Below are 25,235 nucleotides of genomic sequence, written 5' to 3' on the forward strand. Positions count from 1 at the left end.
TGAACGGTAACACTGAACTTGAGGGTGCATTCAAGATGCGTGGGAGTGGACATGGCGGCACGGGCGAGGACGCTGCGGCGCGACGCGCGGGACAACATGGCCAAGCTGCGCGCCGCCGCGCTGGAGGTCTTCTCGGCCAGGGGTCTCGGCGCCCCGCTGGAGGAGATCGCCAAGGTCGCCGGCGTGAGCGTCGGCACCCTCTACAACCGCTTCGGGACCCGCGAGGCCCTGATCGACTCGGTCATCCCCGAGATCGCGGGCAGCCGGCTCAGGGAGCTGGGCGAGCGGGTGGCGGCCGGGGCGACGGCGCGGGAGCGGCTGGAGACCTTCGTGCACGGCATGATCGACCTCCAGCACGACGATCCTGCCCTCAACGACGCGATCATGCGGCGCTTCCCCGACGCGACCGCCCTGGTCGAGACCTGCGCGGTCTCCTCCTCCCTCGGCAACGACCTGGTCGCCCAGGCCCACCGGGAAGGCTCCCTCGACCCCGGCTTCACCGGTGAGGACCTGTTCTGCCTGCTGTGGATGGCCGGCACCGCCAACCGCGAAGCGGCCGCGCCCCCCGGATGGCGACGCGTCCTGACGCGCTCCCTGGACTCCGCATGGACCGGCCGGGCGGCAGAAGCCCGCGCCACCGACGCCCGCTGAGGCGCGGCGCCGCCGGCCGCCCGACCGGGAACACGGTATGGAGTGATCTCGAAACTCCGAAGGGCTGGCCCGTCACCCGTGCCATCGGCGACGGAGCGGCACGTCAGGTCGAGGCGGCACGCGGCCGGTGCTCGGCCAGCCAGACCTCGGCGAACGCGACGGCGTCAGCCAGGGGAAACAGCCGAGTCTCGGCCGCGCCCACCTTGCCCTGGAACACCGGCCGCTCCTTCTCGAAGGCCGCCCCCAGATCACCGAAGCGCTCATCGCTGATCGAAACGTCACGCACGGTACTCCAGCGGCGTCCCCGCGGGGTCATGGCCGCGAACGAGTTGTCGACCTGTGGCGCCGGAATCCGGTACTCGGCCAGATGGAACGCCGTGCACGTCGCGAAGCCCACGCCCAGGAGCAGGATCCGCGCTTCCGCTTCCTCCAGGCGGGCCAGCGGGCTTCGCTCGCCGAGCTGGCAGTCCAGCGTGTGGCCGTCCACGATCGCGGTGGCGCGCGGCCCCAGGGCCGCGAAGGAGGTCTGCGGATGGGCACTGCGGACGGCGCCCGGCCAGGTACGGACCGTTTCCGGGATGACACCGACACCGCGGGAGGGTGTCGTGCGCGGGTCATAGGGCGGCATCGATGCACGGATATCCGCCCACCATGTCTCAGGCGCCGGCGGATGGCCCCATCTCGCCGGATCCGAGTTGTCCCCCGAGTGCGTCGGGACCACCAGGGTCCCGTCGTCACCAAGGACGTCGAGCAGCGCCCGAACGACGGCCTCGGGACCGCCGCAGACCCAGCCGAGCGAGCTGAGGGAGGAGTGCAGGAGAAGGGTTTCACCGGGGAGAACGCCCAACTCACGCAGTTCGGCGGCGAGTGATTCGCGCGTACACAAGGGACCGGCCAGGGGCGTCATCGACATGACAGCGATCCTGCATACCGCGAGATTCGCGTGCCACTGGATTCTGACGGCTCTTCCGGCCCGCGCCGGTGCGTAGGCTCGGCGGATGACCGAAGAACGAATCACCACGGGGACGGGATCCGGCCTGCTCGCGGGCCAGGTCGCGATGATCACGGGCGCCTCCAGCGGGATCGGCGCCGCGGCGGCGCGGCTGTTCGCGCGGGAGGGCGCCGCGGTGGTGCTGATGGCCCGTCGGGCGGATCAACTGGCGTCCGTGACCGCGGAGATCACCGCGGAGGGCGGCCGCGCGCTGGCCGTGCCCGGCGACGTCACCGTCTCCGACGACGTGCGCAGCGTGGTGGAGGCCGCCGTGTCCCGTTTCGGCGGACTCGACTGCGCCTTCAACAACGCGGGCTACGCCACCCTCGAACCGTCCCTGCACGAGACGGACGACGCCGTCTACGAGCGCACCATGGACGTCAACGTCCGCGGCGTCTGGCACTGCCTCAAGCACCAGCTGCCCGTGCTGCTCGACTCGGGACGGGGCGGGTCGATCGTCAACACCAGCAGCACGGCCGGCCGGTACGCCACCGGCGCCTCCGCGCCGTACGTCGCCGCCAAGCACGCCATCATCGGGCTCACCCGGGCGGCGGCGGCCGAGTACGGGGACCGCGGCATCCGGGTGAACGCCCTGGTGGTCGGCACCACCCGGAGCGAGATGATCGACGCCGCGGTCCAGCAGTACCCGCATCTGGAGCAGGCGTTCATCGCCCCGCAGGTCCAGAAGCGGATGGCCGACCCGCGGGAGATAGCCGAGGCGGCGGCCTGGCTGTGCAGCCCGCGCGCCTCGTTCGTCACCGGCACCGCGATGCCCGTGGACGGCGGCATCTCCGCCCAGGCCAAGGCCGGCTGACGGGGCAGGGGCTCAGCGGCGGGCCTGCATCCAGAGCACGAGCAGGCCCACCGCGGCCGTGCCCGCGGAGTAGCAGGCGCCGCGGAGGAACTGGTCGGCCGCGACGCGCCCGCGCCGCGCGAGATGGTGTGCGCGACCGGCCGCCGCGCCGCCGTGGCGTTCCACCGCGGGCGTCGGCCGGCCCGGCGACGCCGGCCGTCCCGGCTCTGTGGTGCATGCCCTCCGGGCGTGACGCGTGTTCATGCTGCTCCATCCACTCCTTCGTCGTCGGGCCGCACGGCCACGGCGGGAGCGCCGTTCCGGCGCGCACCCACCAGCCTGGTCCGGGTGGCGCGGGATGTCCTCGGCGTGGAGTCTCCACCCGCATGTTTCTGCGTCGCATCAGCCGGGTGGATCGCCTCCGTCACCCAACGCGTGGTGCCGGTAGTCCCTGGGGGAGACGCCGTAGGCCGTCCGGAAGGCGCGGCTGAAGACCGCCGCCTCGGTGAAGCCCCAGCGCGCCGCGATCCGCCGCACCGTCGTGTGCCGCTGCACCGGGTCGGCCAGGTCCCGCCGGGCGCCCTCGAGCCGCTGCTCGCGAATCCAGGCCGCGAGCGTGGTGGCGTGGCCGAGGGCGGCGAAGACCCGGTGGAGATGGCTGACCGAGATGTGGTGGGCCGCCGCGATGACGCGGGGGGTGAGGTCCGGGTCCCTGAGACGATGCCTGGCGAAGGACTGGACGCGCAGGGCGAGGGACCGGCTGTGGGTCTCGGGCGGAAGGTCGTCGTCGAGGTCGAGCCGGTGCGCCAGGGTCGCGGCGAACAGGTCCAGGACCACGGTCTCCAGCCGAGGGCCGTCCGCGGGTCGGAAGGCGGCGGTGTCCCGGGTGAGGCGGCGAAGCGCCCCGGCGAGCAGCGCCCCCGGTCCGTCCCGCCCGGACAGCCGGCTGGTGACCAGCCGGTCGACCTTCGCGCTGGGCAACGGCAGGAGTCGTCTGGGCACCTCCAGGCAGACCGCCCGGGCCTGGGTGTTGTGGCAGTCCCACGGCCGCGAGGTGTTCACGATGTACATGTCGTGCGGACCGTGCACGGCCGAACGCCCGGCCTGGCTGATCGACAGCGTCCCGCGCAGGGTGAGGCTCAGATGGTAGAACTCGGGATCGCACTCCCGGATCGTCCTCGGGGTCCGCTGCCAGCTCACCTGTTGGCTGCGGGCCAACCACACGTTGATCTCGCCAAGCCGCAGCACGAGCGCCTCGGCGTCGAACGAACTCCTGTCGTCGGTGCTCATGTCCTGCGGACAGACCGCCTCCGCCATGAACGCGCGCCACAGGTCGAACCGGTCGGCCTCGGGGATGTCGCGCGCCCGGAACACCGACTCGTACATGCGGATCTCTCCCTGGGCGGATCGGAACGCGGTCCTGGTGCGGCCGCTGACGGGGACGCCGTGCCGCCCCGGCCATTCTCGTGTCCACCTCGTGTCCACGTCGCCGCCGGCGCGGGCACTCCGCGCTCCCGGACGAGCACGTCACCCGAGGTGGGCCGCGGGGACGGGCGCGGCCACCGTCGACCAGGTTCACCCGGACGAGTGGGCGCCGCGGAGCGTTACGCGCGCGTTCCGCCGCCATCCGCGCGATCCGCGCGATCCGCGCGATCCGCGCGATCGGTTCGTCCGGTCGCTTCGGGCGCGGCGTTGAGGCAGGCCAGCAGGGTGCGGGCCTGGACGTTGAGGTAGTGGCCGTGGCGCGCCAGGGAGCGCAGCTGGGGCGGGGTGACCCAGGCGTAGCCGGGTGGCGGGTGCGCGGAGGCGTCGGTGCCCTCGGCGGCGACCACCAGATAGTGGCTCTCGGCGTTGCGGAAGCGGCCACCCTCCTCGGCGTGCACGGCCGCGTAGCGGATCCGGTCGGGTGCCGCGCGCACGGCGCGCAGGACGGAGTCGAGGAACGGCGGCCACTCCGCCGCGGGCAGATGGGCGTAGTTGTCCGGCGTGTACTGGACGGTGGGGCCCAGTTCGACCGTGTCCAGGAAGCCGCCCTCGACCCGGGCGTGCGCCAGCACGTGCGGGACGCCGTCGAACTCCCGGATCAGGAACGCGGCGACGCCCCGCCCGACCGGTTCGAACAGGGGCTGGGTCCAGCGGGTGACCTCGCGGGACCCGGCCCGCACGGACACCGCCACCACCCGGAAGTAGCGGCCCGCCTCGTGCTCGATCGCGTGCGTGCCGCGCCGCCAGCCCGGAAGGCCGCCGAGCGGAACGCGCTCCGCCCGCACGTGATGCCGGGCGCGCTCCCCGGTGATCCAGGACAGCAACTCGGTGTCCGTGAGCAGCGCGCCGGCGCCGTCGTCGGGGTGCGGCAGGCAGGACAGCACGGTGCGGGCGTCCATGTTGACCACGTTGCTCTCGTGCAGCAACTCGTTGATCTGGCCCAGGGTGAGCCACACGAAGTCGTCGCCCGCCGGCACGTCGCCGGCCGCCTCCACCACCATGTTGCGGTTGGACTTCCGGAAGAACCACGAGCCGTGCTCGGACTGCAGCACGTCGGCGAGCACGCGGCCCCGCCCGGGCCCGACGAAGTGCTCCAGATGGCGGACGCGCCCGCCCCGGTGCGCCCGGGTGTAGTTGCTGCGGGTGGCCTGGACCGTGGGGGCGAGCTGGAGCAGGTTCGGATTGCCCGGCTCCATCTTGGCCTGCATCAGGAAGTGCGGCACGCCTCCGACGTCCCGGACCAGCAGACCGAGGACGCCCACCTCGGGCTGGCTGATGACGGGCTGGTACCAGTCGGCGTACGGCCCGTCGCCGTGGGGTTCCGCCTCCTCCGTGACGTGCAGGCCCTCGACGGTGAAGAACCGGCCGCTGCGGTGTGCGAGGTTCCCGGTGTCCGGGCGGAACGACCAGCCGTCCAGCGCGGCGAACGGTATCCGGTCCACGCGGAAGGCGTGCGCCAGGGCGCGTTCGGCCAACCAGCCGCGCACGTCCGACGTACTGAGCTGCGCGCCCTCCGTGGTCCCGGCCGACAGCGCGACGCGCGCGGCCGCGTCCGCGTCCACGCGCGGCCGCACGGTCCGGCGCGGCGTGCGGTGCCGCGGCTCCGCGGGAGGCGCCGCCGGCCGCGGCTCGTCCCGTCGCGGCTCCGTCGCGATCGCCTCGTGTCCTGCCGCCTCCCTGGACGCCTCCGGGTCCGCCTCCGGGTCCGCCTTCACCACCGCCTCCTGGGCTGCCTCCATCTCCGCCATCGCTGCCTCCGTCTTCGTGGTCGCCCGCATCCCGGCCTCCTCGCACCGGCGTTGGCGTGCCTCCCTCTCGTGCCCCAGGGACGCTCGCGCCGCACCGTCGTCCACGTCCGCACCGAGGGACGGGCCGCCCAGCCGGTCGCGGGTTCGGCCGGTCAGGGCCTAGGCGAACGCGGATGCCGCGAACTCGTCCAGCACCCGGCGGTAGTAGCCGGGGCCGAAGCCGAGCGTCGTGGCGCGCGGCACCAGGCGGCGCAGCTTCTCGGTGGACACGACGTGCCGGCCGGCGGACGTGTCCTGGTACTCCCGGCGGGCGGCCAGGCCGAGCCGGCGGCTCAGATGGTCGACGACGTCCTCCACCGGCACGTCGAACCCGGACGCCACGTTGACCGTCTCCGCCCGCAGGCCCAGGCCGAGCAGCAGGTCGACGAGCGTCGTCGCGTCGCCGACGCCGATCAGGTCGCGGGTCGCGCCGCGGTGGATCCGCACCACGCCGGAGCGCAACTGCCGCACCAGCGTGGGGAGCAGCTGGTGCGCCGGCTGCCCGGGCCCGACGAGGTGGCCGAGCCGCAGGACCAGATGCTCGGCTCCCGAGTCGCGCAGCTGCCGTTCCAGCGCCAGCTTGTGCGCGCCGTAGGGCGTGCCGGGGGTGACCGGCTCGTCCTCCCGGCCGGGCCCGCCGGCCGACCCGTACATCCCGATGGCGGCGGTGGAGAAGAACAGCAGGCGGCGGCCGGTGGCCGCGCAGCGCCGCGCGGTGTCCCGCAGCAGCGCGGCCTCGCGCGCGAAGTCCGCGTCCGTGGCGCCGCCGGCCCGGGAGACGCCGGCGGCGAGGGCCACGGTGTCCGGGTGCCGGTCGGCCAGCGGGCGCAGCTGCCGCGCCAGGAAGCCGTTGCCCACGATGTCCACGCCGCCATCCCTTCCACGGTCACGGCGCCGGAGGCGGCGCGGACCGCTCCGCCCCGTACTTGACGGCCTTCCACCAGTCGGGGTTGTCGCGGTACCAGGCGACCGTGGCGGCCAGGCCCGCGTCGAAGCCGACGCGCGGGACGTAGCCCAGCTCCTCGCGGATCCTGGTGTCGTCGATCGCGTAGCGCAGATCGTGCGCCCTGCGGTCCGCGACGTGCCTGACCAGGTCCGGGTCCGCGCCCGTCAGGTCGAGCAGGCGCCGGGTGAGGTCGCGGTTGGTCCAGGCGTTGCCGCCGCCGACGTGGTACACCTCCCCGGGCTCGCCCCGGTCGAGCACGAGATGGATGCCGCGGCAGTGGTCGTCCACGTGCAGCCATTCACGGACGTTGCGGCCGTCGCCGTACAGCGGCACCGGCCGGCCCTCCAGCAGGTTCGTGACGAACAGCGGGATGAGCTTCTCCGGGTGCTGGAACGGGCCGTAGTTGTTGGAGCAGCGGGTGACGGACACGTTCACCCGGTGGGTGCGCCAGTAGGCGCGGGCGACCAGGTCGGCGCCCGCCTTGGACGCGGCGTAGGGCGAGTTGGGCCGCAGCGGGCTGTCCTCGGTCCAGGAACCGGCCGCGATGGAGCCGTACACCTCGTCGGTGGAGACGTGCACCACCCGCTCGACGCCGGTCTCCAGCACCGCGTCGAGCAGCGTCTGGGTGCCCAGGACGTTGGTGCGGAAGAACTCGCCCGCGCCCTGCAGGGAGCGGTCCACGTGCGTCTCGGCGGCGAAGTGGACCACGGCGTCGTGGCCCGGCAGTACGTCGCGCAGCAGCGCGCGGTCGCAGACGTCGCCGCGGACGAACGTCAGGCGGGGGTGGGCGGCCGGGAGGTTGCGGCGGGCGCCGGCGTAGGTCAGCTTGTCCAGGGCGGTGACGGCGGCGTCCCGCCAGCCGCCGGCGTACCGGTCGTCGAGCAGGGCGCGGACGAAGTGCGAACCGATGAAGCCGGCGGCCCCGGTGACCAGGATCCTCATGCGGAGACCTCCACGCGGCTGTCGTCCCCGATGACCAGCCGCCACCGGTCCGCGTTCCGTCCGGGGCCGCGGCGGGCGCCAGCGCCGGCGGCCGCACCAGCGCTCACCCCGGCGCTCACCCCGGCGCGACCGCCGGCGGCCGCGCCGGCGGTCACTTCGACGGTCGCGGACCGGCCGAGGACGGAGTCGCACAGGTCGCGGACGCCGGTGACGGACGCCCGGTCGAGCGCGATGGAGTTGGCCAGGCCGCTGCCCGTCACCCGGCAGTCGCGGCCGAGGGCGGCGTGCGGGCCCACATGGCTGTCCTCGACGACGGTCCGGGCGCCGACGATCACCGGGCCCTCCAGCCGGGACCGCACCACGCGGGCGCCGGGCTCGACGACGACCGGGCCGGTCAGCACGCTGGCGCCGTCGACCGTGCCGCGCACCTCCGTCGGCATCCGGGCCAGCAGATGGCGGTTGCAGTCGAGTAAGTCCGTCACGCTCCCGGTGTCCTTCCAGTAGCCGTGGTACTGGCGGGCGCGCACGTCCGCGCCCGCGTCCACCAGCCGCTGGACGGCGTCCGTGATCTCCAGCTCGCCGCGCGCGCTGGGCCGGACGGCCGCCACCGCCTCGTGGATGGCGGCGGTGAAGAAGTACACGCCGACCAGGGCCAGGTCGCTGCGCGGCCGTTCCGGCTTCTCCACCAGCCTCAGCACGCGGCCGCCGGGGCCGAGTTCGGCCACGCCGAAGGAACGCGGGTCGGGCACCTTCTGCACCACGAGCAGCGCGGCCGGGCGCCGGTCCCGACGGCCGGCGGTCAACTCCTCCGCGATGCCGGCGATCCCGTCGGGCAGCATGTTGTCGCCCAGGTACATGACGAAGTCGTCGTCGCCGAGGAAGTCCCTGGCCACCCGCACCGTGTGGGCGAGGCCGAGCGGCGCCGCCTGGGCGAGGTAGGTGAGGCGCACGCCGAACCGGGACCCGTCGCCGAGCGCGGCGCGGAAGTCGGGCCCCCGGGTGCCCACCACGACGCCGACCTCGCTCACCCCCAGCTCCCTGATGTTGCCGAGCACATGCGCCAGCACGGGTCTGTTGGCGACCGGGATCAGCTGCTTGGGCAGCGAGTGGCTGAGCGGACGGAGGCGGGTACCGGATCCGCCGGCCAACACCAGAGCCTTCAAGAGAGGTCCTCCCGATTCACGTCGTCGTGGCCTCCCGCACCCCGCCGTATTCGGCGGCCGCACCAGGCGGGGCGGGCGGGGCGGGATGTCGGATCGCTGCTGGGAAGTCGGATGGTCGCGGAGGGACGAAGGTAGACGTCGGTGGCCTCGTGAGGTAAGGGTATCCCGTGGCCGCGAATTGGCGGCAGACCCGTTCCCGGCGGAAACCGCGCCTTCGCCCGTGGGGCGCCGTCGATTCGGACCGCGACACGAGCCGCATTCCGCCGCGAAAACGTCGATGAGCAGTGAAACCGAGGCAGACCGTCGAGCCCCACATACCCGGAGGGAATCCGATGCGCGTCCTGATGATACCGACGCCGGTGCCCACCCATTTCACGCCGCTCGTTCCGCTGGGATGGGCGTTGCGGGCGGCGGGACACGACGTTCTGGTGGCCACCCAGCCGGACATGCTGCCGGCGGTGGAGGCGGCCGGGCTGAACGGCGTGAGCGTGGGCGTCGGGTTCCACATGGAGGAGCGTCAGCAGGGCGGACTGCAGCCGGAGGAACGGCCGTTGGAGACCCACGGCCGGCACGCGCTGGAGGCGGCGCGGCCCGGCTGGATATTCGCCATGCACGCCACCTACATGTGGCAGGCGTATATCGAGACGGCCCGTTTGTTACGCGCCGAGGCGGTGGTGGCCGACCCGCTCGAATCGACCTCGCTGGTGGTCGGCGGCGTGCTGGGAATCCCCGTATACCAGCATCGCTGGGGCGTGGACCCGCTGTCGGGTGCGGTGCGCCGCGAGGCGGCCGTCATGTTGCGCGGACAGTGCGAGCGACTCGGCCTGGAGAAACTTCCCGAGCCTACGGCACTGCTCGACCCGTGCCCACCGAAACTACAGATTCCGGATATCGACGAGGGCCTGCCGTTCCGTTTCGTCCCCTTCAACGGAAACGGCCCGTTGCCGGCCTGGGTGGACGCGCGATTCCGCGCCGAAAGGAGCCGGCCCCGGGTGCTGGTGACGCTCGGCGCCCGGACGCTCGACCTCAACGGCGTGCCCTTCGTGCGCGACTTCCTGGCCGCCTTCGGGCGGATGCCGGGCATCGAGGTGCTCGCCACGATCCCGGCGCGGCACCGGACGCAAATCGGAGACCTGCCCGACACGGTGCGGATGGTCGATCCCGCGCCGCTCAACCTGCTGCTGGACTGGTGCGACGTGGTGGTGCACCACGGCGGCGCCGGGACCACGATGACCGCGACGGCCCACGGCCTGCCGCAGCTCGTGCTCCCGCAGCTCGCGGACCAGTTCGCGCACGGCGACCGGCTGCGCGAGACGGGCGCCGGGATCTCCTTCGACACCGCCGAGCAGCAGAACAACCCGGACGTATTGTGCGAGGCGCTGAACACCCTGCTGACCGACCCCGGTTACGCCCAGGCGGCCGGCGACCTGCGGCAGGACATGCGGAACCAGCCGCCACTCGCCGAGATCGTCGCGGCGATGGAGACCGGCACCATGGCCCTCGCCGGGCGCTGAGCCGGTTCGCCGCGTCTCACTTCCCGCGGGCGTCCCAGGCGGTGGTCCAGCCGCTGTCGGAACGCAGCAGCGCCAGCAGGGCCGCGCCCAGCCGCCAGTCCACCTCGGGGGTGCACAGCCGTAGCCGGTCCGTGAACGGCCGGAAGTCCAGCAGCAGTCGGCCGCCCGCGCGCCACCTGATCCGCCGAGGGGCGCGGGGCATGTCGCCGTTGTTGAACACGGCGCCGAGGAAGGCGAACGGGAACAGGGGAGACAGCAGCCACATGAAGTACCACCAGAAGATCCGGCCCTTGTAGCCCACGGCCTCGGGGACGCCGGGCTGCTTCACCGTCCAGCGCGTCCGTATGCCCCTGCCCCTGAGCGCCTTCTCGCGCACGAGCGTGCCGATGACCTCGCCGTCCGCGCCGAGCACCTGGTACGTCGCCACCCCCCCGTGCGCCGACTGCGTCACCAGGGTGGCCACCCGGCTGCCACGGTGCTCGTCGGCCCACAGGGCGAACGAACGACCACCGGCTCCGCGAGCCGCGAGATAGGCGGGTATGCCACCGGGCGGGAGTTCGCGCTCCACGTACGCGACGGCCCGGGGCGCGCCTGATCCGTCGGCCAGCTCGACAACGTTCCTGACCGGTGGCGGCGGATCTCCTCCCTCCATGTCCTTGAGCTTGGCCGCTGGAATCCTCATGGTCAGATCGGTTGTCACCCTGCGTGCTCCCTCGTGCTGTGTCGCGTCGGCGTGAAGAGGGCCAGAGCTCCGACAGCCATTCCCGTGACGCCGCGGTTCCGTCCGTAGCCGCTTGCACCGACGCGGGGAACCGCGTACCGGTTCCGAGACCGTGTGAACGGAGATGCTGTTGGGATCATCATGCCGGTGGCTGGCGTACGACGTGCTCGACGTGGGCGGACGGCGCGCGGGTAGGGTCGAGTCGCCATGACCCGACCAGCAGCGAAGCGAGCGCCAGTGATGTTCGGCGGGCCAGGCGGGAGGCGCTGATGGGCAAGGGCTGGGAACGCCGTAGGCGGCGACTCGTGCGCCGGATGTCTCGCGCCGGACCGGTCGGTGGCCTGTTCGCCGTGCTGCTCAGCCTGGGACGGGCGAGGAACTCGGACGCCGAGGACGCCTTCCGGGAGACGGCGCTCGCCGTCGACGGCGTGGTGTCGGCCGAGTTCGACTGCAGCGACATGTTCGGCGGGGGCTGGCAGCGCGGCACGGTGGTCCTCCGGGCCTCGTCCCGCGACGAGGCGGTTCGCGTCGTGGACGCGCTGTTGCGGGCCTTCGCCGCCGAACCGCGCCTCGAACCCCGGTGGTCGACGCCGCAGCAGTACCGGAACGAGGACGGCTCGATCGCCGTCAGCGCGGGCGACGTCGGCTTCCCCGCCGTGCCGAACCTGCGCGAGCTGCGCGCGCACTACGGCAACCCGCCCACCTGACGGGTCCCGTCTGGCGGAGAGGGCCCGGCTCAGGCTCCCGCTTGTCCACCCTCGGCGCCGGCCGCCTGCGCGGCCAGGTCCCACACCTGCCCGAGCGCCATGGTCGGCCCGGAGGCGGGGGAGCCCTCCGTCGTCTCGAAATGGTCGACGTAGACGCCGATGTACCGCTGCCAGCGCGCGTCCGCCGGATCCGCCGCCAGCCGCTCCAGCGCCGCCGCGAAGTCGTCGCACTCCACGAGATGGAACAGGTGCCGCCCGCTGCGCCAGATCGTCCACTCCCGGATGCCCGCACCCCGCAGCGCCGTCATCAGCTCCTCCGGCACGACCCGGTGCGCCTCCTCGTACCCGGCTTCCTGCCCCTCCACAAGCACGGAGTGCAACGCGACACGCATCTCGCCATCCCTTCCACGACCCTGCACGAGCGCCCCTCATCATCCCCCATGCAACGCGAGAACACCGTGACTCATCGGCCCACGGACCCGGGCACAGTGCGCGAAGCCTGGTCCAGGTAAGATCTCAGCCGCTCGGCCGCGTCCTGTCGGGCTCGCAGCGGTTCGTCGCGTTCGACGCAGGCGCGGGCGAAGAGACGGGTCAGTGGATTGAAGCGGTAGACCCCGGGCGCGGCGGAGTCAAGCAGCGAGGCATCGACGAGCGACTCGAGAAGGGACTCGGTCCAGTCCTGATCGCGGTCAAGCACGGCTGAGCCGGCGAGCAGCGTCACAGCTGGCTCGTCCACCAGGCCAAGAAGACGGAAGGCTCTCGCCTGTTCGTGGTTGAGCTGGTCATAACCGAGTCTGAAGGCGCCTCCGACGGCATAGTCACCGGCGGCAAGCTCAGCAAGCCGGTGGCGTTGGTCCGACAGCTTGCGGGCCAGGGTGGCGACGGTCCAGGTGCGGCGGGCGGCCAGCCGGGAGGCGGCGATGCGGATGGCCAGGGGCAGGAAGCCGCAGGCGCCGACCACGTCCATGGCGGCGGCGCGCTCGGCGTTGACGCGTTCCTTGCCCACGACGTTGGAGAAGAGGGTGAGCGCCTCCTGCGGGCTCATCACGTCGAGGTCCACCAGGTGCGCGCCGGCCAGGTTCACCATGCGCCGGCGGCTGGTGATCAGCGTGGCGCAACTGGGCGTACCCGGTAGCAGAGGACGGACTTGATTCTCGTCGCGGGCGTCGTCTAGAAGTAGCAGGACGCGGCGCCCGTCCACCAACGAGCGGTACAACGCGGTGCGTTCGGCGAGACTGTGGGGGATGGCCGCGTTCTCGACGCCTAGGGTGCGCAGGAACGCGCCCAGCACCGTTTCGGGTTCGGCGGGGGAGGGCCCGGCGCCCTGGAGGTCGACGTACAGCTGGCCGTCGGGGAAGTGCTCGCGCGCGCGGTGGGCTACCTGGACCGCGAGGGTCGTCTTGCCGATACCTGCCATTCCGGCGACCGCCGAGACGACCATCACCCGGCCGCCCGCGGTGGCGAGCTGCTGGCCGAGCTCGGCGACGAACGCCACCCGGCCGGTGAAGTCCCCCACCGCGGCGGGCAGCTGGGCCGGCCGCACCGGCGGGGGCGCGGCGGTGGGGTCGGCGGGGCCGGTGAAGCTCAGCGAGGCGTCGGCGTTGAGGATCTTGCCGTGCAGCTCGGCCAGCTCCGCGCGCGGTTCGACGCCCAGCTCGTCCACCAGGATCCGGCGGGCGTCGGCGTAGACCGCCAGCGCCTCGGCCTGCCGGCCGCAGCGGTACAGCGCCAGCATCAGCAGCTCCCGCAGCCGCTCCCGCAGCGGGTACGCGGTGGTCAGCGCGGTCAGCTCGGACACCGACTCGGCGTGCAGCCCGATCTGCAGGCCCACCTCCAGGCGGGACTCCTCGATTGCCAGCCGCTGCTCGCCCAGTCGGGCGCGGTGCATCTCCGCCCCCGGACCCGGGATGCCGGCCAGCGCCTCGCCGCCGTCCCACATGCCGAGCGCCTCGGTGTACAGCTCGTGGGCCTGGGTCAGGTCGCCGGCCGCCGTGCTCTTCTCGGCGGCCGCGGTCAGCCGGGCGACCCGGTCGGCGTCCAACCGGTCCTCCGCGCCCAGTCGCAGCGCGTAGCCGCCGCCCTGACTGACCAGCACGTCCTTGCGCGGCCCGAGCGCGTTTCTCAGTCGGTTGGCGTAGGTGCGCAGCGTCGGTACCGGGTTGGTCGGGGGTTCCTCGCCCCACAGCGCCTGGATCAGCTCGCCCACCGTCGCGGTCTTGCCGCGTCGCAACAGCAGATCTGCGAGCATGGCGCGTTGTAGAGGCGTGCCGGAGGGCAGCGCCTCGCTGCCCCGAACTACCCGGACGTGCCCCAGCAGACCGAAGTCCAGGGCGGTCTCGGACCTTTTGGGGATGTCGAGTACCTCAGGGGACTGCCCATGGGGACCGCGGCTCGGGACTGCCTCATCACCTGTGGCTCCGGCAGTAAGATCTCGTTGTATCGTCACCGCCTCAGCGGCTCGCCCGGTTGCCCGCAAGGCCTCCGCGAGCTGCAGGTGAAAGCGCTCGTCCGTCGGGTGTTCGTGAACCAGTTCACGCAGCTCTCCGATGACGCGAGCGTGCCATCCGAGGGCCATGGCTGTGTCGACGCGCAGGGCAAGCGCCTCAAGCCGTTGTTCCTCCAGCCGCAACCTCAAAGCCTCTGCGGAGGAGCCGGCGTCCGGAGGCAGGTCTACCAGTGCTCGTCCACGCCACAGCCGAAGCGCCTGGTCGAGAAGCGAACTCATCTCTTCAAGCCTGCCTACCGTGGCGTCTCGCGACAGCAGGTGCGCTCGTTCGACGAGATGGGCGAACCGCTCGTAGTCGAGGTTCGCCTCGTCGATGTGAAGACGGTAGCCCAGCGGCTGATGTTCGAGGAGGGCGCTGCCCGCGCCCCGGCCTGCGACCCGATCAATGCCGAGGCGAAGGCGGTGGACGTAGTTGTGGACATTGTGAGCGTTGAGACGCATGCTCGTGGCCAAAGTTTCGATGTCCACGGTTTGCCCGTGCCTGGCCAGAAGGTAGGAAAGCAGCGCGCGACTGCGTGCCGCGGTAGGCGTCGCGTCGACTCCGTCCACGATCAACTGCACGGGGCCGAGAAGACCGGCCTCGGCCTTCACAATGATCCCCTTCCGTCGTGGACGCGTCGGGCCAGCTCCTCGCGCTGACGAAGCAGCGCGGTTGGCCGGAGGCCGTGAACGCGCTGCATGTGATCAAGCTCGTCTGTGACCAGACGCATGGCCTGGCCCTGTGCGCCGTCCTGCCACAAGGCCTGGGACAGCAGTAGGACGATCCGCTCGTCGCCGGGGTGTTGTGTGTGCAGATCCTGCAGCTCGGCTGTCGCCTGTGAGACCGCGCCGAGAGCCAGCCGGCTTGCGGCGCGTCGAGTCGCCGCGTCCCGCCACATGTCTTCCAAGCTGCGACGCAGGTTGACGATGTACCGTGAGTCCTGTAGCTGGGACACCGGCTGACCTCGCCACAGATTCAGAGCGGCGTCGAACTTCGCAACGGCGAGGTGCGAGTTGCCCTGTGCTTGAGCGGCCTCTCCGTCGTTCAGTAGGAGACGGAACCGGCGCACGTCGATGCGTTCGTCATCGGCGTGAAGGGTGTAACTGACTCGATCGGTCGGAGTGCCTGGATGTGTGGCGATGCGGACCGCGTGTGCATAGGGCCTCAGAGTCTTCCGCAGGTGGTGCATGTGGACCTGAATCGCGGACACTGCGGAGGCGGGAGGTGGACCAGCCCATAGACGCTCCCGGAGCACCGCGGTTGGCACGGCCTGCCCAGCAGAAAGCAGTAGTACGGCGAGGACGGACAGACGTTGGGGGGTCCCTAGGCGGACCTCCGCCCCGTTGCAGGTGGCGCGAACGGGACCAAGCAGGTCGAAGTCCACGACGGCATCGGGCATGCGACTACGATACCAGCGCATTCAGCAGGCGTTAAGTGAGACGAGAGCAGGGTGGGAGAACGGCGGAGCAGTCAGCGGCACGACTATGTCGAGGATGATCCAGGGAGCACATCGGGTGTGGGCCCGGGACGGCCCGTTCATTGAACGTTTGTCGCGCCTCAGGTGATGTGAGTCGCGCGGTAGGGGTATCTGTGCGGCACGAGGGATGTTTGGCGACGTTCATGCCGTAGCTGGCATGAAGGGAGCTGTCAGGAGGGAAGTGCCCCCCGCTGCCAGCGTTCATCGCCCGTTTATCACCGCCTGGGAGCCTCATACAACCGGTGCCGAGTGTGACTTGCCTAGTCCGGCGCCCAGATGGAGGCCCCGGGGGTGGTAGCCCGGGGCTCCTCTGCTGCATATGCCACGACGTGTGCAGACTTTCCGTGAACTCTGGTGCGCCCACCCTCGTTTGAGCTACCGTCAAGTTCTCGCACGCCAGCGAGGACCGATCTGGTCCTGCCTACCAGGGGCCATCCGCAGATCTTCCAACGTCGGTGTGCCGAGACCCAGTCGGACTAGGCACACATCGCAGGGAGAGCTATGCACGGCACCCCTTCCGAGTGGCTGATCGCCGGGGTCGTCGTGACCCTGGCGTTCTTCGCTCTCGTGGCATACATCGTGAAGGTACTGCAGTCCACCAACGTGCTTCCCAGAGTTCTGATCGCCTTGGGCACGCTCTTCGGAGTGCTCCCCGCGATCCTCTATGCCTTGTACCAGGCAGCCTGGATCGGTGCCTGACCGGATGAGGTGAATCCGGGACGTGATGGCTGCGGTGAGCGGTCCGATCTCCGGGCAGTTCACCGCAGCCAGGTGGATCTCCCCGGAGCGGTCTCCTCCACAGGCGCCGAGCCGGGGAGGCCCGCCGCCCAGGGGCCGTCGTCGGTGGGGCGTGGCAGGATGGCGGGGCACTGTGGGGAGGATGACGGGGACGGCATGGCGGAAGGCGGGGTGGCGGTCGGGCGGCGGGCCCGGCAGGTGCTCGCGGAGGCGCGGCGGCTGCGCGATGCCGCGCGGGCCGTGCTCGCCGACCACGCCGGCGCCGTCGCGGAGGTGCGCACCGCGCTCGCCCCGCTGCACGACGAACTCGCCGACCGGGAGCTGGAGTCGATTCCCGTGGCCCGGCTGCGCGACGTCACGGAGGGCCGGCTGCGGCTCGGCGCCCTGGAGGCCGCCGGGTACCCGTCCGTCGGCCAGGTGCTGCGCGCGGGCCGGTACCAGCTGCGGCAGATACCCGGAGTAGGCGCGCACACCGCCGACCAGGCGCTCGCAGCCGCCGGCCAGATCCGCCGGGCGGTCCTGGAGACCGTCGCCCTGCAGCTCGACGCGGACCATCCCGAGCCACGCACGACCGCCCTGGTCGTCGCCCTGCACCGGCTGGTCGAGGCCGGGCCCGAGGCGCGTCGCGCGGTCAACGCCGCCGAGGGACTGGCCCGGGCGCTCGACCCTCTGCTGGCTGACGCCAGGCCCGCCGGCGGCCTGCTGCGCGGGTGGCTGGCCGGGCCGCGGCGGCGGCAGCGGGCGCGCGCCGCGGTGGCCCGGCTCCAGGAGCTGTGCGACGAGGCCGCCGCCCGCCACGTTCCCGCGCTGATCCGGCAGGCGTCGGTGGACCTGCTGCGCGGGCCGGCCACCGAGGTCGAGGCCTGGGTCGGCTTCGAGCTGAACTCCGCCGAGTACTACAGCGTGCTGGCCGAGGTGTCGGGACGCGCCCCCGACCAGGCGGCGGCGGAGGGCTTCCTGCCCGACGAGGTGGCGGAGCGGGTGCGCGCGCAGCCGCTGGACGACACCCACTGCCGCGTCTCGCTGCGCGGCTACCAGTCGTTCGGCGCCCGTTTCGCGCTGGCGCAGCGCCGCGTCATCCTCGGCGACGAGATGGGTCTGGGCAAGACGATCCAGGCGATCGCCGCGCTGGCCCATCTGGCCGCCGAGGGACGAACCCACTTCCTGGTGGTGTGCCCGGCCAGCGTCCTGGTCAACTGGACGCGGGAGATCGCCGCCCGCAGCGCGCTGCGGCCCGTCCCGTTGCACGGACCCGAGCGGCGCGACGCGTTCGCCGAGTGGCGGGAGGCGGGCGGTGTCGGCGTCACGACCTACGACGCGCTGCGCGGCTTCGACCCGCCGGGGGAGGGCGAGTTGGGGATGCTCGTCGTCGACGAGGCGCACTACGTGAAGAATCCGGAGACCCGGCGGTCCCGGTCCGTCGCCGCGTGGTCCGGGCGCTGCGAGCGGGTGCTGTTCCTCACCGGCACCCCGATGGAGAACCGGGTCGCCGAGTTCCGCAACCTGGTCCGCCACCTGCAGCCGGGGCTGCTGCCCCGGGTCGGCGACGACAGCGGCGTCGCCGGGTCCCGGGCGTTCCGCCGGGCGGTGGCGCCGGCCTATCTGCGCCGGAACCAGCGGGACGTGCTGACCGAACTGCCGGAGCTGCTGCACACCGACGAGTGGGAGGAGCTCAGCGCGGCGGACGAGGACGCCTACCGGCAGGCCGTTCTGGCGGGCAACTTCATGGCCATGCGCCGGGCGGCGTACGCGCATCCGGAGAAGTCCGCCAAGCTGCAGCGGCTGCGCGAGCTGGTCGAGGAGGCGGCGGACAACGGGCTGAAGGTCGTGGTGTTCTCGTACTTCCTCGACGTGCTCGGCGCGGTCCGCGCGGCGCTCCGCGCCGAGGTGTTCGGCCCGCTGTCCGGCGCCGTGCCGCCGGCCCGCCGGCAGCGACTCGTCGACGAGTTCGGCGCCGCGCCCGGGCACGCGGTGCTGCTCGCCCAGATCGAGGCCGGCGGCGTCGGGCTGAACCTGCAGGCGGCCTCCGTGGTGATCATCTGCGAACCGCAGATCAAGCCGACCATCGAGCACCAGGCGGTCGCCAGGGCGCACCGCATGGGCCAGGTCAGGCCCGTGCAGGTGCACCGGCTGCTGGCCACCAGCGGCGTGGACCAGCGCATGGTGGAACTGCTGGCGACCAAGTCCCGGCTGTTCGACGCCTACGCCCGCCGCAGCGATGTGGCCGAGGCGAGCCCCGACGCGGTCGACATCTCCGACGGCGCGCTCGCCCGCCGCATCGTCGAGGAGGAGCAGCGGCGCCTCGCCTGACGCTCGAAGCCTGACGCTCGAACGCGGGCTCGTATAGGAGTTCCTGTATCGAATTTGTGTTCCTAAAACACGGTACCTTTTCGTGACATGCGCAACCTCTACTCAATGTTCATATCGAGCCCTATGGTTTGTCTCCGAGGCGCCGAGACGCCGAGACACCGAAGCGTGGGGGATCGATGGTAGAAATCAGGAACGTCGTTGTGCTGGGCGACAGCCTGTCCGACATCGGAAACAAGTGGACCTGGCCCAGCGGCGAGTTGGGGCGGATGTTCGGCGCGATGAGGGTGAACGAAACCGGCCGCTTCAGCGACGGAAAGAACTGGACCGACTTTCTCGTCGACTGGTGCAGCGGCGAGTCGCTCATGTGGGGAAACCGCGACCTGACGATCCGCAGGTCCGCGGACTTCCGCAGGCTGTCGCGCGATTCCGTGCTGGGGGTCAACACCTGGGAGGCGCCCGAGATCGCACCGTGGAAGACCGTCGAGGAATACCTCGCGCGGTCCAGGGAGAGGGATCGGCAGCCGACGACCACCGGGCAGCAGATCACCTACGTCAACTACGCCATGGGTGGCTGCATCGTCACCAGGGACTGGGGCCTGGCGCCGAAGTTCGGCATGCTCACCGACCTCAGGGAGCAGGTGACGGACTACGTCAGGGAGCGCGGCGCCATGGCCGGCGCGTTCTCCGGCGCCACCCTGCACGTCATCTGGATCGGCCTCAACGACTTCGTCACCGTGGAACGCCCCGACTACGACCCCGGGGTGGTCACCACCCTGCCGACCACCAACGACTTCGCGGCCTGGCAGGCCTGGAGCCAGGCGCATCCGGAGGATCTCTCGAACGGCGTGGGAGCCTTCCCCGCCGTGGCGGAGGTGCGGTCCCTGGTCGAGCAGATCAGGTCCACCTTCCCCGACACCGCGCAGAGTCCCAACCACTTCATGGTCATTGACCTGCCGAGCGTCTACAACGCCATCCGGTACATGGAGGGACTGGGGGAGCCCAGGAAGGTGGCGCGGGCGGCGGAGATCGACCCGGTCATCCGGCGCTACAACGCGCTGCTCGACAGCCTCGTCCACCACTGGCCGGCCGGACCGCACGCCCCCGCGCCCGGCACCGTCCACCTGGTGCGGATGAGCAGATGGATGGACCACGTCAGCCAGAACCTGGACACCTGGAAGCTGTCCAAACTGGCCCAGGAGAAGGGCGTACCGGTCTTCTACCGGCCGGGCGTCCCGGGGACGCCGGACAAGGACCCGGCGCAGGACGTGCGCAGACGCATCACCACCAGCGACCTCGGGCATCCGACCGAGGCCGTGTACAGCCTCATGACCCGGTACTTCGTCACCCGGATGCTGGAGAGCGGATACACGCTGGGCCGGCTCACCCGGGACGCCTGGGCGGAACGCGCGCCCTTCCGGGAACTGCCCCTCGACGTCCCGAACTGACGCGCGTTCGCGTTCGTTCGCGGCCCCGCCTGATTCGTCGGGACTTTCGATTACTGTTCCGACTGCCGAACACATTGCCGATTATGTGGACTCCCGGATCGCGTAATGCGAGGTCGGCAACCGACGGGCGGCCGGTTACGCCGGTGTCGGCGGCGCATTCTTCTTGTTGCGACGCCGAAATGGGCTGCGCAACAACCCGATCGCCGCCCACACTGGTGATCGTGCCCGGCGGACCGCGTCCCTCTGGGGGGCGGCGGCCGGGCGCACGGGGTGGCACGCATGGGGGTCGGACACCGGGCAGGTTTTTGTGGGGCCGGTCTGGTGTCCTCCGCGTCGCGCGTCATCGCAGACGTGGTACGGCCTGCCGAGGGCGGGCCGCGTCCCTCCTGGCGGAGGGGGCGAGGAGGGTGGGCGGTGAGAGCGACCGGCGGCCGGGAACGGTCGCCCGGCCGGCATCTCGTCCCGCATCCGGTGCCCGTGCCGCGTCACGTTCGTTTCCCGGCCCACTCCCGGGGCCGGGGAACGAACGCGAACCCCGCACGCCGCGCCCGGCCCGCCGCGCGGCGTGTTCGTACCAGTCCGGTCTGATCATCCGCGCCGGGGATCGCCGCCCTGCCGCGCCCTGCCGCGCCGTCGCGGCGACGACTCCGGACGCCGTTCCGGCCGCTGCCAGAAAACGGTCTCTGTGCCTGTCCTCGGATCCGGAGGCTGGCCCACCCGACCTCCGCAGCGCGGGTGAAGTGCGCCGGAATCGCGCGGACGGGAAACAGGGGGCGGGGCTGGGGACGTTGACCAGGGGTGCGGGAGAGGGCTATCGTAGATAACGATTTCTATGGGCGGCGGCGATCGAAAGGACTACCCATGAGCGAGCGTCCCCTGGCGCTGTTCGCCCTGGACGGCCGGCATCTGCCGCTGCTGTTCCCGCCGGACGTGCTGTCCCGGCTCACCGGCCTCGCCGACATCGATCCGACGCTGGTGGTGCGCGACTTCGGCGACGCGCGGGTGCGGGAGCGGCTGGCCGAGGTCGAGGTCCTCATCACCGGATGGGGCTGCCCGGCCATCCACCCCGAGGCGCTCGCGGCGCTGCCCCGGCTGCGCGCCGTGCTGCACACCGGCGGCACCGTGAAGTACCTGCTGCCGCCGGAGGGGTGGCAACGTGGGCTGGTGGTGTCCTCGGCCGCCGACGCCAACGCGCTGCCCGTCGCCGAGTACACGCTGGGCATGATCCTGCTCGTCGGCAAGGACGTCTTCGCGCTGCGCGAGAGCTACCGCGCCCGGCGCGGTTTCACGCTCGGCGAGGTGCACGGCCGGGTGGGCAACCTCGGCCGGCGGGTCGGCGTCATCGGCGCGTCCCGGATCGGCCGGCGGGTCGTCGAGTTGCTGCGCGCCTTCGACTTCGAGGTGGCGCTGCACGACCCGTACCTCGACCCGGACGACGCCCGGCGGCTCGGCGTGCGCGCGGTGGGCCTCGACGAGCTGCTCGCGGGCAGCGACATCGTGACGGTGCACGCCCCGGCCACCGGCGAGACCCGGCACCTGCTGGACGCGGCCCGGCTGGCGCGGATGCCGGACGGCGCCGTGCTGATCAACACCGCCCGCGGCAGCCTGGTGGAGACCGACGCGCTGACCGCGGAGCTGGTCAACGGGCGGCTGGGCGCGGTGCTCGACGTCACCGAGCCGGAACCGCTCCCGACCGACTCCCCGCTCTACGACCTGCCCAACGTCGTTCTCACCCCGCATATCGCCGGCTCGCACGGCAACGAGCTGCGCCGGCTCGGGCTCACCGCCGTGCACGAGCTGGAGCGGCTGCTGACCGGCGTTCCGCTGGTCCACCGGGTCGAGCCCGACGAGCTGGAGCGCGCGGCCTGACCCGGCCGCCCGTGGCCGGCCCCGGTCACGGCTCGGGAACGACGGCGACCGGACAGGCCGCGTGCTGCAGCACCGGGTGGCTGACCAGGCCGAGCTGGAGCCCGGGTCCGTCCTCCCGCCGGTGCGCGCCGAGCACCAGCAGGTCCGCGCTCTCCGCCGCGGCCAGCAGCGCCCGGCGGGGCGAGCCCTCGACGACGTCCGAACGCGCCGGCACCTCCGAGTGCTTCTGGGTGGCCCGCTCCAGCACCCCGGTGACCAGCGTCTCCGCCGCGCCGGGCGCGTCGTCCCCGACCACGCTGTCCCCGCCGGTGCCGGAGCGCCGCCAGGCGTGCACGGCGCTCAGCTCGCAGCCGCGGGCGGCCGCCTCCCGGAAGGCGAAGTCGACGGCGGCAGCGGACTGCGGCGTGCCGGCCAGGCCGAGTGCGACGCGGGCCCAGGCGCCCTGGGCGGCGGGGCCGGCGCCGCGGACCACGACGGTCGGGCAGCCGGCGCGCCCCGCCACGCCGAGGGCCACCGAGCCGAGCGGCGCGGCGGCCAGCGGCCCCCGGCCGCGGCACCCGACGACGAGCGCGAAGGCGCTGCGGCCCTCGCTCAGCAACGCCTCGACCGGCGCCGCCGCCAGCACGTCCTGGGACAGCGGCAGGCCGGGCCGGCGGGCGGCGGCCCGCCGCTCGGCCGCGGCGAGCACCTCACGGGCCAGGATCTGCGGCGCGGGCCGGTCGAGACCCACCACGGGGGTGAGGTCCTCGTACCGCTCCCAGAGCGTGGCGTAGACGATCCGCAGGCCGCGCCCGTGGTGAGCGGCCTCGTCGGCGGCCCAGTCGACGGCCCGCAGGCTGGCGGCCGAGCCGTCGACCCCCACCACCACGGGCTGCTCCACGGCGCCACCGCCTCTCGTCCTCACGTTCCAGGACAGCACTCGGGGCCGGGTCCCGCCACGCGAGCCGCGGCCGGCGGAGCCGGTCGGCGCCGCCGGATCGGCGGCGGCTCAGCACTCGCCTATGGGGCCTCCGTCCTTCCGGGTGACAGTGACCACGGAGGGGCGGGCGAGGTGTCCGGGACCGTCGGGCCAGGACGACACCGGCTGGTCCGCGCTGGCGCCGTCGACCTCGCCCGGATGCTGCACGGCCACCAGGACCCGGTCCCGCTCCACTATGGGGCCGCAGGTCTCCGCGCCGACCGGCACGGTGAGGAACTGCTTGACGTTGCCGCGGCACGGGCCGTCGAGCGCGACGCCGAACAGGCCGTCGTTGAAGCCCAGGGCGTTGCCGTCGGTGGAGAGCCACAGGTTGCCGTGCGGGTCGAAGGCCACGTTGTCCGGGCAGGAGATCGGGCTGACCTGGTCCTTGGGGAAGCCGGCGTAGTACGAGTCGGGCGACTCGGGGTCGCCGCAGACCAGGAAAAGCCGCCAGGTGAAGCGCGTCGCGGCCGGATCGCGGTGGTGCTCCTGGAGCTCCAGGACCTGGCCGTGCTTGTTCTCGGTGCGCGGATTGACCTCGTCGGGGCCCGCCTCGCCGTCGAGGCCGCGCTCGGTGTTGTTGGTCAGCGGGACGTACACGGTGCCGGTGTCGGGGTGCGGCTGGACGTCCTCGGGCCGGTCCATCTTGGTCGCGCCCACCGTGTCGGCGGCCAGCCGCGTGAAGACGTAGACCTCCTCGGCGGTCATCCCGTCCACGAAGGAGCGGTCGCCGCTGGCCAGCGGGATCCACTCGCCGGTGCCGTCGAAGCCGCCGTCGGAGGGCAGCGTGCCCGAACCGTCGATCTCCTCGGCGGGGCTGTTCCCGGTGAACCGGGCGACGTAGAGGGTGCCGTGCTCCAGCAGGCCGCGGTTGTGCCGCCTGGCCTGCCGGCTGTCGCCGCTGTCATGCCGCATACGGTCCCGGGAGACGTACTTGTAGAAGTAGTCGAAGCGCTCGTCGTCGCCCAGGTAGACGGCCACCCGGCCGTCCGGCGTCGGGTGGGGCCCGCCGCCCTCGTGCTTGAACCGGCCGAGCGCGGTCAGCTTGCGCGGCATGGCCTCCGGGTCGAGCGGGTCGACCTCGACGATCCAGCCGAGGCGGTTCGGCTCGTTCGGCTCCCGGGCCAGGTCGAAGCGGGGATCGAAACGCTCCCATTTGCGGTCGGTCTCGCCCTCCGCGAAGCCGTAGCGCTCCAGCCTCCCCCGGGCGACCGGATCGACGACGGACTCCAGGTTCGCGAAGTACTGGTTGAAGTTCTCCTCGCCGGACAGCACGGTGCCCCACGGGGTGACGCCGCCGGCGCAGTTGTTGATGGTGCCCAGCGACACGGTGCCGGTCGGGTCGGCGGAGGTCCGCAGCAGTTCGCTGCCGGCCGCGGGACCGGTGATCTCGAACGGGGTGGTGGCGGTGATCCGCCGGTTCAGCGCGTGCCCGACGACCGGCGTCAGCGCGCCGGAGCGGCGGTCCTCGGCCAGCACCACCACCGACATGCCGTGCGCGGCCCAGGCGATCTCCACCTGCTCGCGGGTCGGGTTCTCCGGGTCGTAGCCGAGGAACATCAGCTCCTCGTTGGTGTACTCGTGGTTCGCGACGAGGACCCGGCGGTGGCGTTCGCCCGGCACGTCGAAGAGCGCCAGGAAGTCGCAGTTGTAGCCGAACTGGGCGGCCTGGGCCGCCGCGGTCTGCCGGCTCGGGGCGAAGTCGGGGGCGCCGGACAGCAGCGGGTCGCCCCACCGGACCACCACGTGCTGCCGATAGCCGGGCGGCACGGCGACGGCGTCGGCAGTGCTCTCCGGCACCGACTCGAAGTCCAGGCCGCGCGGCCCCCGGCCCGCGCCGCCCCCCGCGCCGGCCGCCGCCCGAGCCGTCGCCGCCGGGACCGTGGCCGTGCCCGCGGCCACGGACACCACGGCGCCGGCGCGGAGCACCGAACGGCGCGTCGCCCCTCTGGATATCGCCTCGGCTATCACGTCGCCGAGGTAGGCGTTCTCCGACCGGTTCGGCGCCGGGTGGCTACACGCGTCACCACAGCGATAGCGGCAGGTCAGGGCCGACCGGCCGCCCCGGTGGGAGGTGAGCAGCGGCAGCGGCACGATGCGTGCGCCGTCGCTGCTCGGACCTCCCCTCCGGTCGCGGTTCCGGTCGCCGTTCTGCTCTCGGGCCTGCTCTCGGGTCTCGTCGCGGGCCTCGTCCCGGGATCGGCGGTCCATGGGCAACCTCCAGTGATGTCCGTGGGGGAAGCCCACAACGC

At 72.3% G+C, this 25,235-nt stretch carries 21 protein-coding genes and 1 pseudogene; 9 read left to right on the top strand and 13 right to left on the bottom strand.

The features are described 5' to 3' along the window. Window positions 1-51: 51 nt before the first annotated feature. Window positions 52-651, top strand: a complete 600-nt coding sequence (locus tag ABGB06_RS21430) for a helix-turn-helix domain-containing protein (protein ID WP_347591780.1) — start codon at window positions 52-54, stop codon at window positions 649-651. 103 nt (window positions 652-754) lie between these two features. On the opposite strand, the gene ABGB06_RS21435 is transcribed toward ABGB06_RS21430, so the two are convergent. Beyond that, complete coding sequence (locus tag ABGB06_RS21435; protein WP_347591782.1) at window positions 755-1,564, bottom strand: AAC(3) family N-acetyltransferase; 810 nt, start codon at window positions 1,562-1,564, stop codon at window positions 755-757. Between the two features lie 85 nt (window positions 1,565-1,649). Here ABGB06_RS21435 and ABGB06_RS21440 point away from each other — a divergent pair, with 85 nt between their 5' ends. Next, window positions 1,650-2,456: a glucose 1-dehydrogenase gene (locus ABGB06_RS21440; protein WP_347591784.1), complete on the top strand. Its 807-nt coding sequence runs from the start codon at window positions 1,650-1,652 to the stop codon at window positions 2,454-2,456. Window positions 2,457-2,468: 12 nt separating this feature from the next. Here the strand turns inward: ABGB06_RS21440 and ABGB06_RS21445 are convergent, their stop codons facing one another. The 6 genes from ABGB06_RS21445 to ABGB06_RS21470 all read right to left on the bottom strand — a co-directional run bounded on the left by ABGB06_RS21445 (window position 2,469) and on the right by ABGB06_RS21470 (window position 8,758). Further along, the gene (locus tag ABGB06_RS21445; protein ID WP_347591786.1) at window positions 2,469-2,699 is read right to left on the bottom strand and encodes a hypothetical protein; all 231 of its coding nucleotides are present in this window, start codon (window positions 2,697-2,699) and stop codon (window positions 2,469-2,471) included. A 138-nt stretch (window positions 2,700-2,837) separates the two neighbouring features. Continuing rightward, window positions 2,838-3,821, bottom strand: coding sequence for a helix-turn-helix domain-containing protein (locus ABGB06_RS21450; RefSeq protein ID WP_347591788.1), 984 nt, complete (start codon window positions 3,819-3,821; stop codon window positions 2,838-2,840). 218 nt (window positions 3,822-4,039) lie between these two features. After that, entirely contained in the window at window positions 4,040-5,698 is a 1,659-nt protein-coding gene (locus ABGB06_RS21455) for an NDP-hexose 2,3-dehydratase family protein (protein ID WP_347591790.1), read from the bottom strand. A gap of 129 nt (window positions 5,699-5,827) precedes the next feature. Beyond that, window positions 5,828-6,574, bottom strand: a complete 747-nt coding sequence (locus ABGB06_RS21460; RefSeq protein ID WP_347591792.1) for an NAD-dependent epimerase/dehydratase family protein — start codon at window positions 6,572-6,574, stop codon at window positions 5,828-5,830. Between the two features lie 19 nt (window positions 6,575-6,593). Further along, the gene (gene rfbB, locus ABGB06_RS21465; RefSeq protein WP_347591794.1) at window positions 6,594-7,595 is read right to left on the bottom strand and encodes a dTDP-glucose 4,6-dehydratase; all 1,002 of its coding nucleotides are present in this window, start codon (window positions 7,593-7,595) and stop codon (window positions 6,594-6,596) included. Next, window positions 7,592-8,758 carry a glucose-1-phosphate thymidylyltransferase gene (locus tag ABGB06_RS21470; RefSeq protein ID WP_347591796.1) on the bottom strand — a complete coding sequence of 389 codons (1,167 nt, stop codon included), beginning with the start codon at window positions 8,756-8,758 and terminating at the stop codon, window positions 7,592-7,594. The genes rfbB and ABGB06_RS21470 overlap by 4 nt, the downstream gene beginning before the upstream one ends. 332 nt (window positions 8,759-9,090) lie before the next feature. Between ABGB06_RS21470 and ABGB06_RS21475 the strand changes: the two genes are divergently transcribed. Then, window positions 9,091-10,272 carry a nucleotide disphospho-sugar-binding domain-containing protein gene (locus ABGB06_RS21475; RefSeq protein ID WP_347591798.1) on the top strand — a complete coding sequence of 394 codons (1,182 nt, stop codon included), beginning with the start codon at window positions 9,091-9,093 and terminating at the stop codon, window positions 10,270-10,272. A gap of 16 nt (window positions 10,273-10,288) precedes the next feature. Here ABGB06_RS21475 and ABGB06_RS21480 read toward each other — a convergent pair whose 3' ends face one another. Next, entirely contained in the window at window positions 10,289-10,954 is a 666-nt protein-coding gene (locus ABGB06_RS21480) for a hypothetical protein (protein WP_347591800.1), read from the bottom strand. Between the two features lie 353 nt (window positions 10,955-11,307). Between ABGB06_RS21480 and ABGB06_RS21485 the strand changes: the two genes are divergently transcribed. Continuing rightward, the gene (locus tag ABGB06_RS21485; RefSeq protein ID WP_347591802.1) at window positions 11,308-11,700 is read left to right on the top strand and encodes a hypothetical protein; all 393 of its coding nucleotides are present in this window, start codon (window positions 11,308-11,310) and stop codon (window positions 11,698-11,700) included. Between the two features lie 29 nt (window positions 11,701-11,729). Here ABGB06_RS21485 and ABGB06_RS21490 read toward each other — a convergent pair whose 3' ends face one another. Then, on the bottom strand, window positions 11,730-12,092 hold the full coding sequence (locus tag ABGB06_RS21490; protein ID WP_347591804.1) for an L-rhamnose mutarotase: 363 nt from the start codon (window positions 12,090-12,092) through the stop codon (window positions 11,730-11,732). Between the two features lie 161 nt (window positions 12,093-12,253). Next, window positions 12,254-14,053 (bottom strand): annotated as a pseudogene (locus ABGB06_RS21495) (BTAD domain-containing putative transcriptional regulator); the annotation flags it as partial. Between ABGB06_RS21495 and ABGB06_RS21500 the strand changes: the two are divergent. After that, entirely contained in the window at window positions 14,006-14,845 is an 840-nt protein-coding gene (locus ABGB06_RS21500; protein WP_347592070.1) for a hypothetical protein, read from the top strand. The pseudogene ABGB06_RS21495 and the gene ABGB06_RS21500 overlap by 48 nt on opposite strands. Here the strand turns inward: ABGB06_RS21500 and ABGB06_RS21505 are convergent. After that, a complete protein-coding gene (locus tag ABGB06_RS21505) occupies window positions 14,794-15,606 on the bottom strand; it encodes a BTAD domain-containing putative transcriptional regulator (protein ID WP_347591806.1) in 813 nt (270 codons plus the stop codon). The genes ABGB06_RS21500 and ABGB06_RS21505 overlap by 52 nt on opposite strands. Before the next feature lie 558 nt (window positions 15,607-16,164). Between ABGB06_RS21505 and ABGB06_RS21510 the strand changes: the two genes are divergently transcribed. The 4 genes from ABGB06_RS21510 (at window position 16,165) to ABGB06_RS21525 (ending at window position 22,025) form a co-directional block, all read left to right on the top strand. Further along, window positions 16,165-16,362 (top strand): hypothetical protein, encoded by a 198-nt coding sequence (locus tag ABGB06_RS21510; RefSeq protein ID WP_347591808.1) that lies wholly within the window; start codon window positions 16,165-16,167, stop codon window positions 16,360-16,362. A 195-nt stretch (window positions 16,363-16,557) separates the two neighbouring features. Next, the gene (locus ABGB06_RS21515; RefSeq protein WP_347591810.1) at window positions 16,558-18,711 is read left to right on the top strand and encodes a DEAD/DEAH box helicase; all 2,154 of its coding nucleotides are present in this window, start codon (window positions 16,558-16,560) and stop codon (window positions 18,709-18,711) included. Between the two features lie 200 nt (window positions 18,712-18,911). After that, entirely contained in the window at window positions 18,912-20,156 is a 1,245-nt protein-coding gene (locus ABGB06_RS21520; protein WP_347591812.1) for a hypothetical protein, read from the top strand. Between the two features lie 861 nt (window positions 20,157-21,017). Then, the gene (locus ABGB06_RS21525; protein ID WP_347591814.1) at window positions 21,018-22,025 is read left to right on the top strand and encodes a hydroxyacid dehydrogenase; all 1,008 of its coding nucleotides are present in this window, start codon (window positions 21,018-21,020) and stop codon (window positions 22,023-22,025) included. 25 nt (window positions 22,026-22,050) lie between these two features. On the opposite strand, the gene ABGB06_RS21530 is transcribed toward ABGB06_RS21525, so the two are convergent. Together ABGB06_RS21530 and ABGB06_RS21535 are read right to left on the bottom strand one after the other, a co-directional pair. Next, the gene (locus tag ABGB06_RS21530) at window positions 22,051-22,905 is read right to left on the bottom strand and encodes a universal stress protein (RefSeq protein WP_347591816.1); all 855 of its coding nucleotides are present in this window, start codon (window positions 22,903-22,905) and stop codon (window positions 22,051-22,053) included. 108 nt (window positions 22,906-23,013) lie between these two features. Further along, window positions 23,014-25,194 carry a PhoX family phosphatase gene (locus ABGB06_RS21535; RefSeq protein WP_347591818.1) on the bottom strand — a complete coding sequence of 727 codons (2,181 nt, stop codon included), beginning with the start codon at window positions 25,192-25,194 and terminating at the stop codon, window positions 23,014-23,016. Window positions 25,195-25,235 lie beyond the last annotated feature (41 nt).

Origin of the sequence: Streptomyces sp. B6B3 (genome assembly GCF_039871525.1) — a bacterium.
GTDB lineage: Bacteria > Actinomycetota > Actinomycetes > Streptomycetales > Streptomycetaceae > Streptomyces.

Coding starts and splice junctions, on each gene's coding strand:
- ABGB06_RS21430 (WP_347591780.1), top strand. CDS start 52: ATGGCGGCACGGGCGAGGACGCTGCGGCGCGACGCGCGGGACAACATG.
- ABGB06_RS21435 (WP_347591782.1), bottom strand. CDS start 1,564: ATGTCGATGACGCCCCTGGCCGGTCCCTTGTGTACGCGCGAATCACTC.
- ABGB06_RS21440 (WP_347591784.1), top strand. CDS start 1,650: ATGACCGAAGAACGAATCACCACGGGGACGGGATCCGGCCTGCTCGCG.
- ABGB06_RS21445 (WP_347591786.1), bottom strand. CDS start 2,699: ATGAACACGCGTCACGCCCGGAGGGCATGCACCACAGAGCCGGGACGG.
- ABGB06_RS21450 (WP_347591788.1), bottom strand. CDS start 3,821: ATGTACGAGTCGGTGTTCCGGGCGCGCGACATCCCCGAGGCCGACCGG.
- ABGB06_RS21455 (WP_347591790.1), bottom strand. CDS start 5,698: ATGCGGGCGACCACGAAGACGGAGGCAGCGATGGCGGAGATGGAGGCA.
- rfbB (WP_347591794.1), bottom strand. CDS start 7,595: ATGAGGATCCTGGTCACCGGGGCCGCCGGCTTCATCGGTTCGCACTTC.
- ABGB06_RS21475 (WP_347591798.1), top strand. CDS start 9,091: ATGCGCGTCCTGATGATACCGACGCCGGTGCCCACCCATTTCACGCCG.
- ABGB06_RS21480 (WP_347591800.1), bottom strand. CDS start 10,954: ATGAGGATTCCAGCGGCCAAGCTCAAGGACATGGAGGGAGGAGATCCG.
- ABGB06_RS21485 (WP_347591802.1), top strand. CDS start 11,308: ATGTCTCGCGCCGGACCGGTCGGTGGCCTGTTCGCCGTGCTGCTCAGC.
- ABGB06_RS21490 (WP_347591804.1), bottom strand. CDS start 12,092: ATGCGTGTCGCGTTGCACTCCGTGCTTGTGGAGGGGCAGGAAGCCGGG.
- ABGB06_RS21505 (WP_347591806.1), bottom strand. CDS start 15,606: ATGCGCTGGTATCGTAGTCGCATGCCCGATGCCGTCGTGGACTTCGAC.
- ABGB06_RS21510 (WP_347591808.1), top strand. CDS start 16,165: ATGCACGGCACCCCTTCCGAGTGGCTGATCGCCGGGGTCGTCGTGACC.
- ABGB06_RS21515 (WP_347591810.1), top strand. CDS start 16,558: ATGGCGGAAGGCGGGGTGGCGGTCGGGCGGCGGGCCCGGCAGGTGCTC.
- ABGB06_RS21525 (WP_347591814.1), top strand. CDS start 21,018: ATGAGCGAGCGTCCCCTGGCGCTGTTCGCCCTGGACGGCCGGCATCTG.
- ABGB06_RS21535 (WP_347591818.1), bottom strand. CDS start 25,194: ATGGACCGCCGATCCCGGGACGAGGCCCGCGACGAGACCCGAGAGCAG.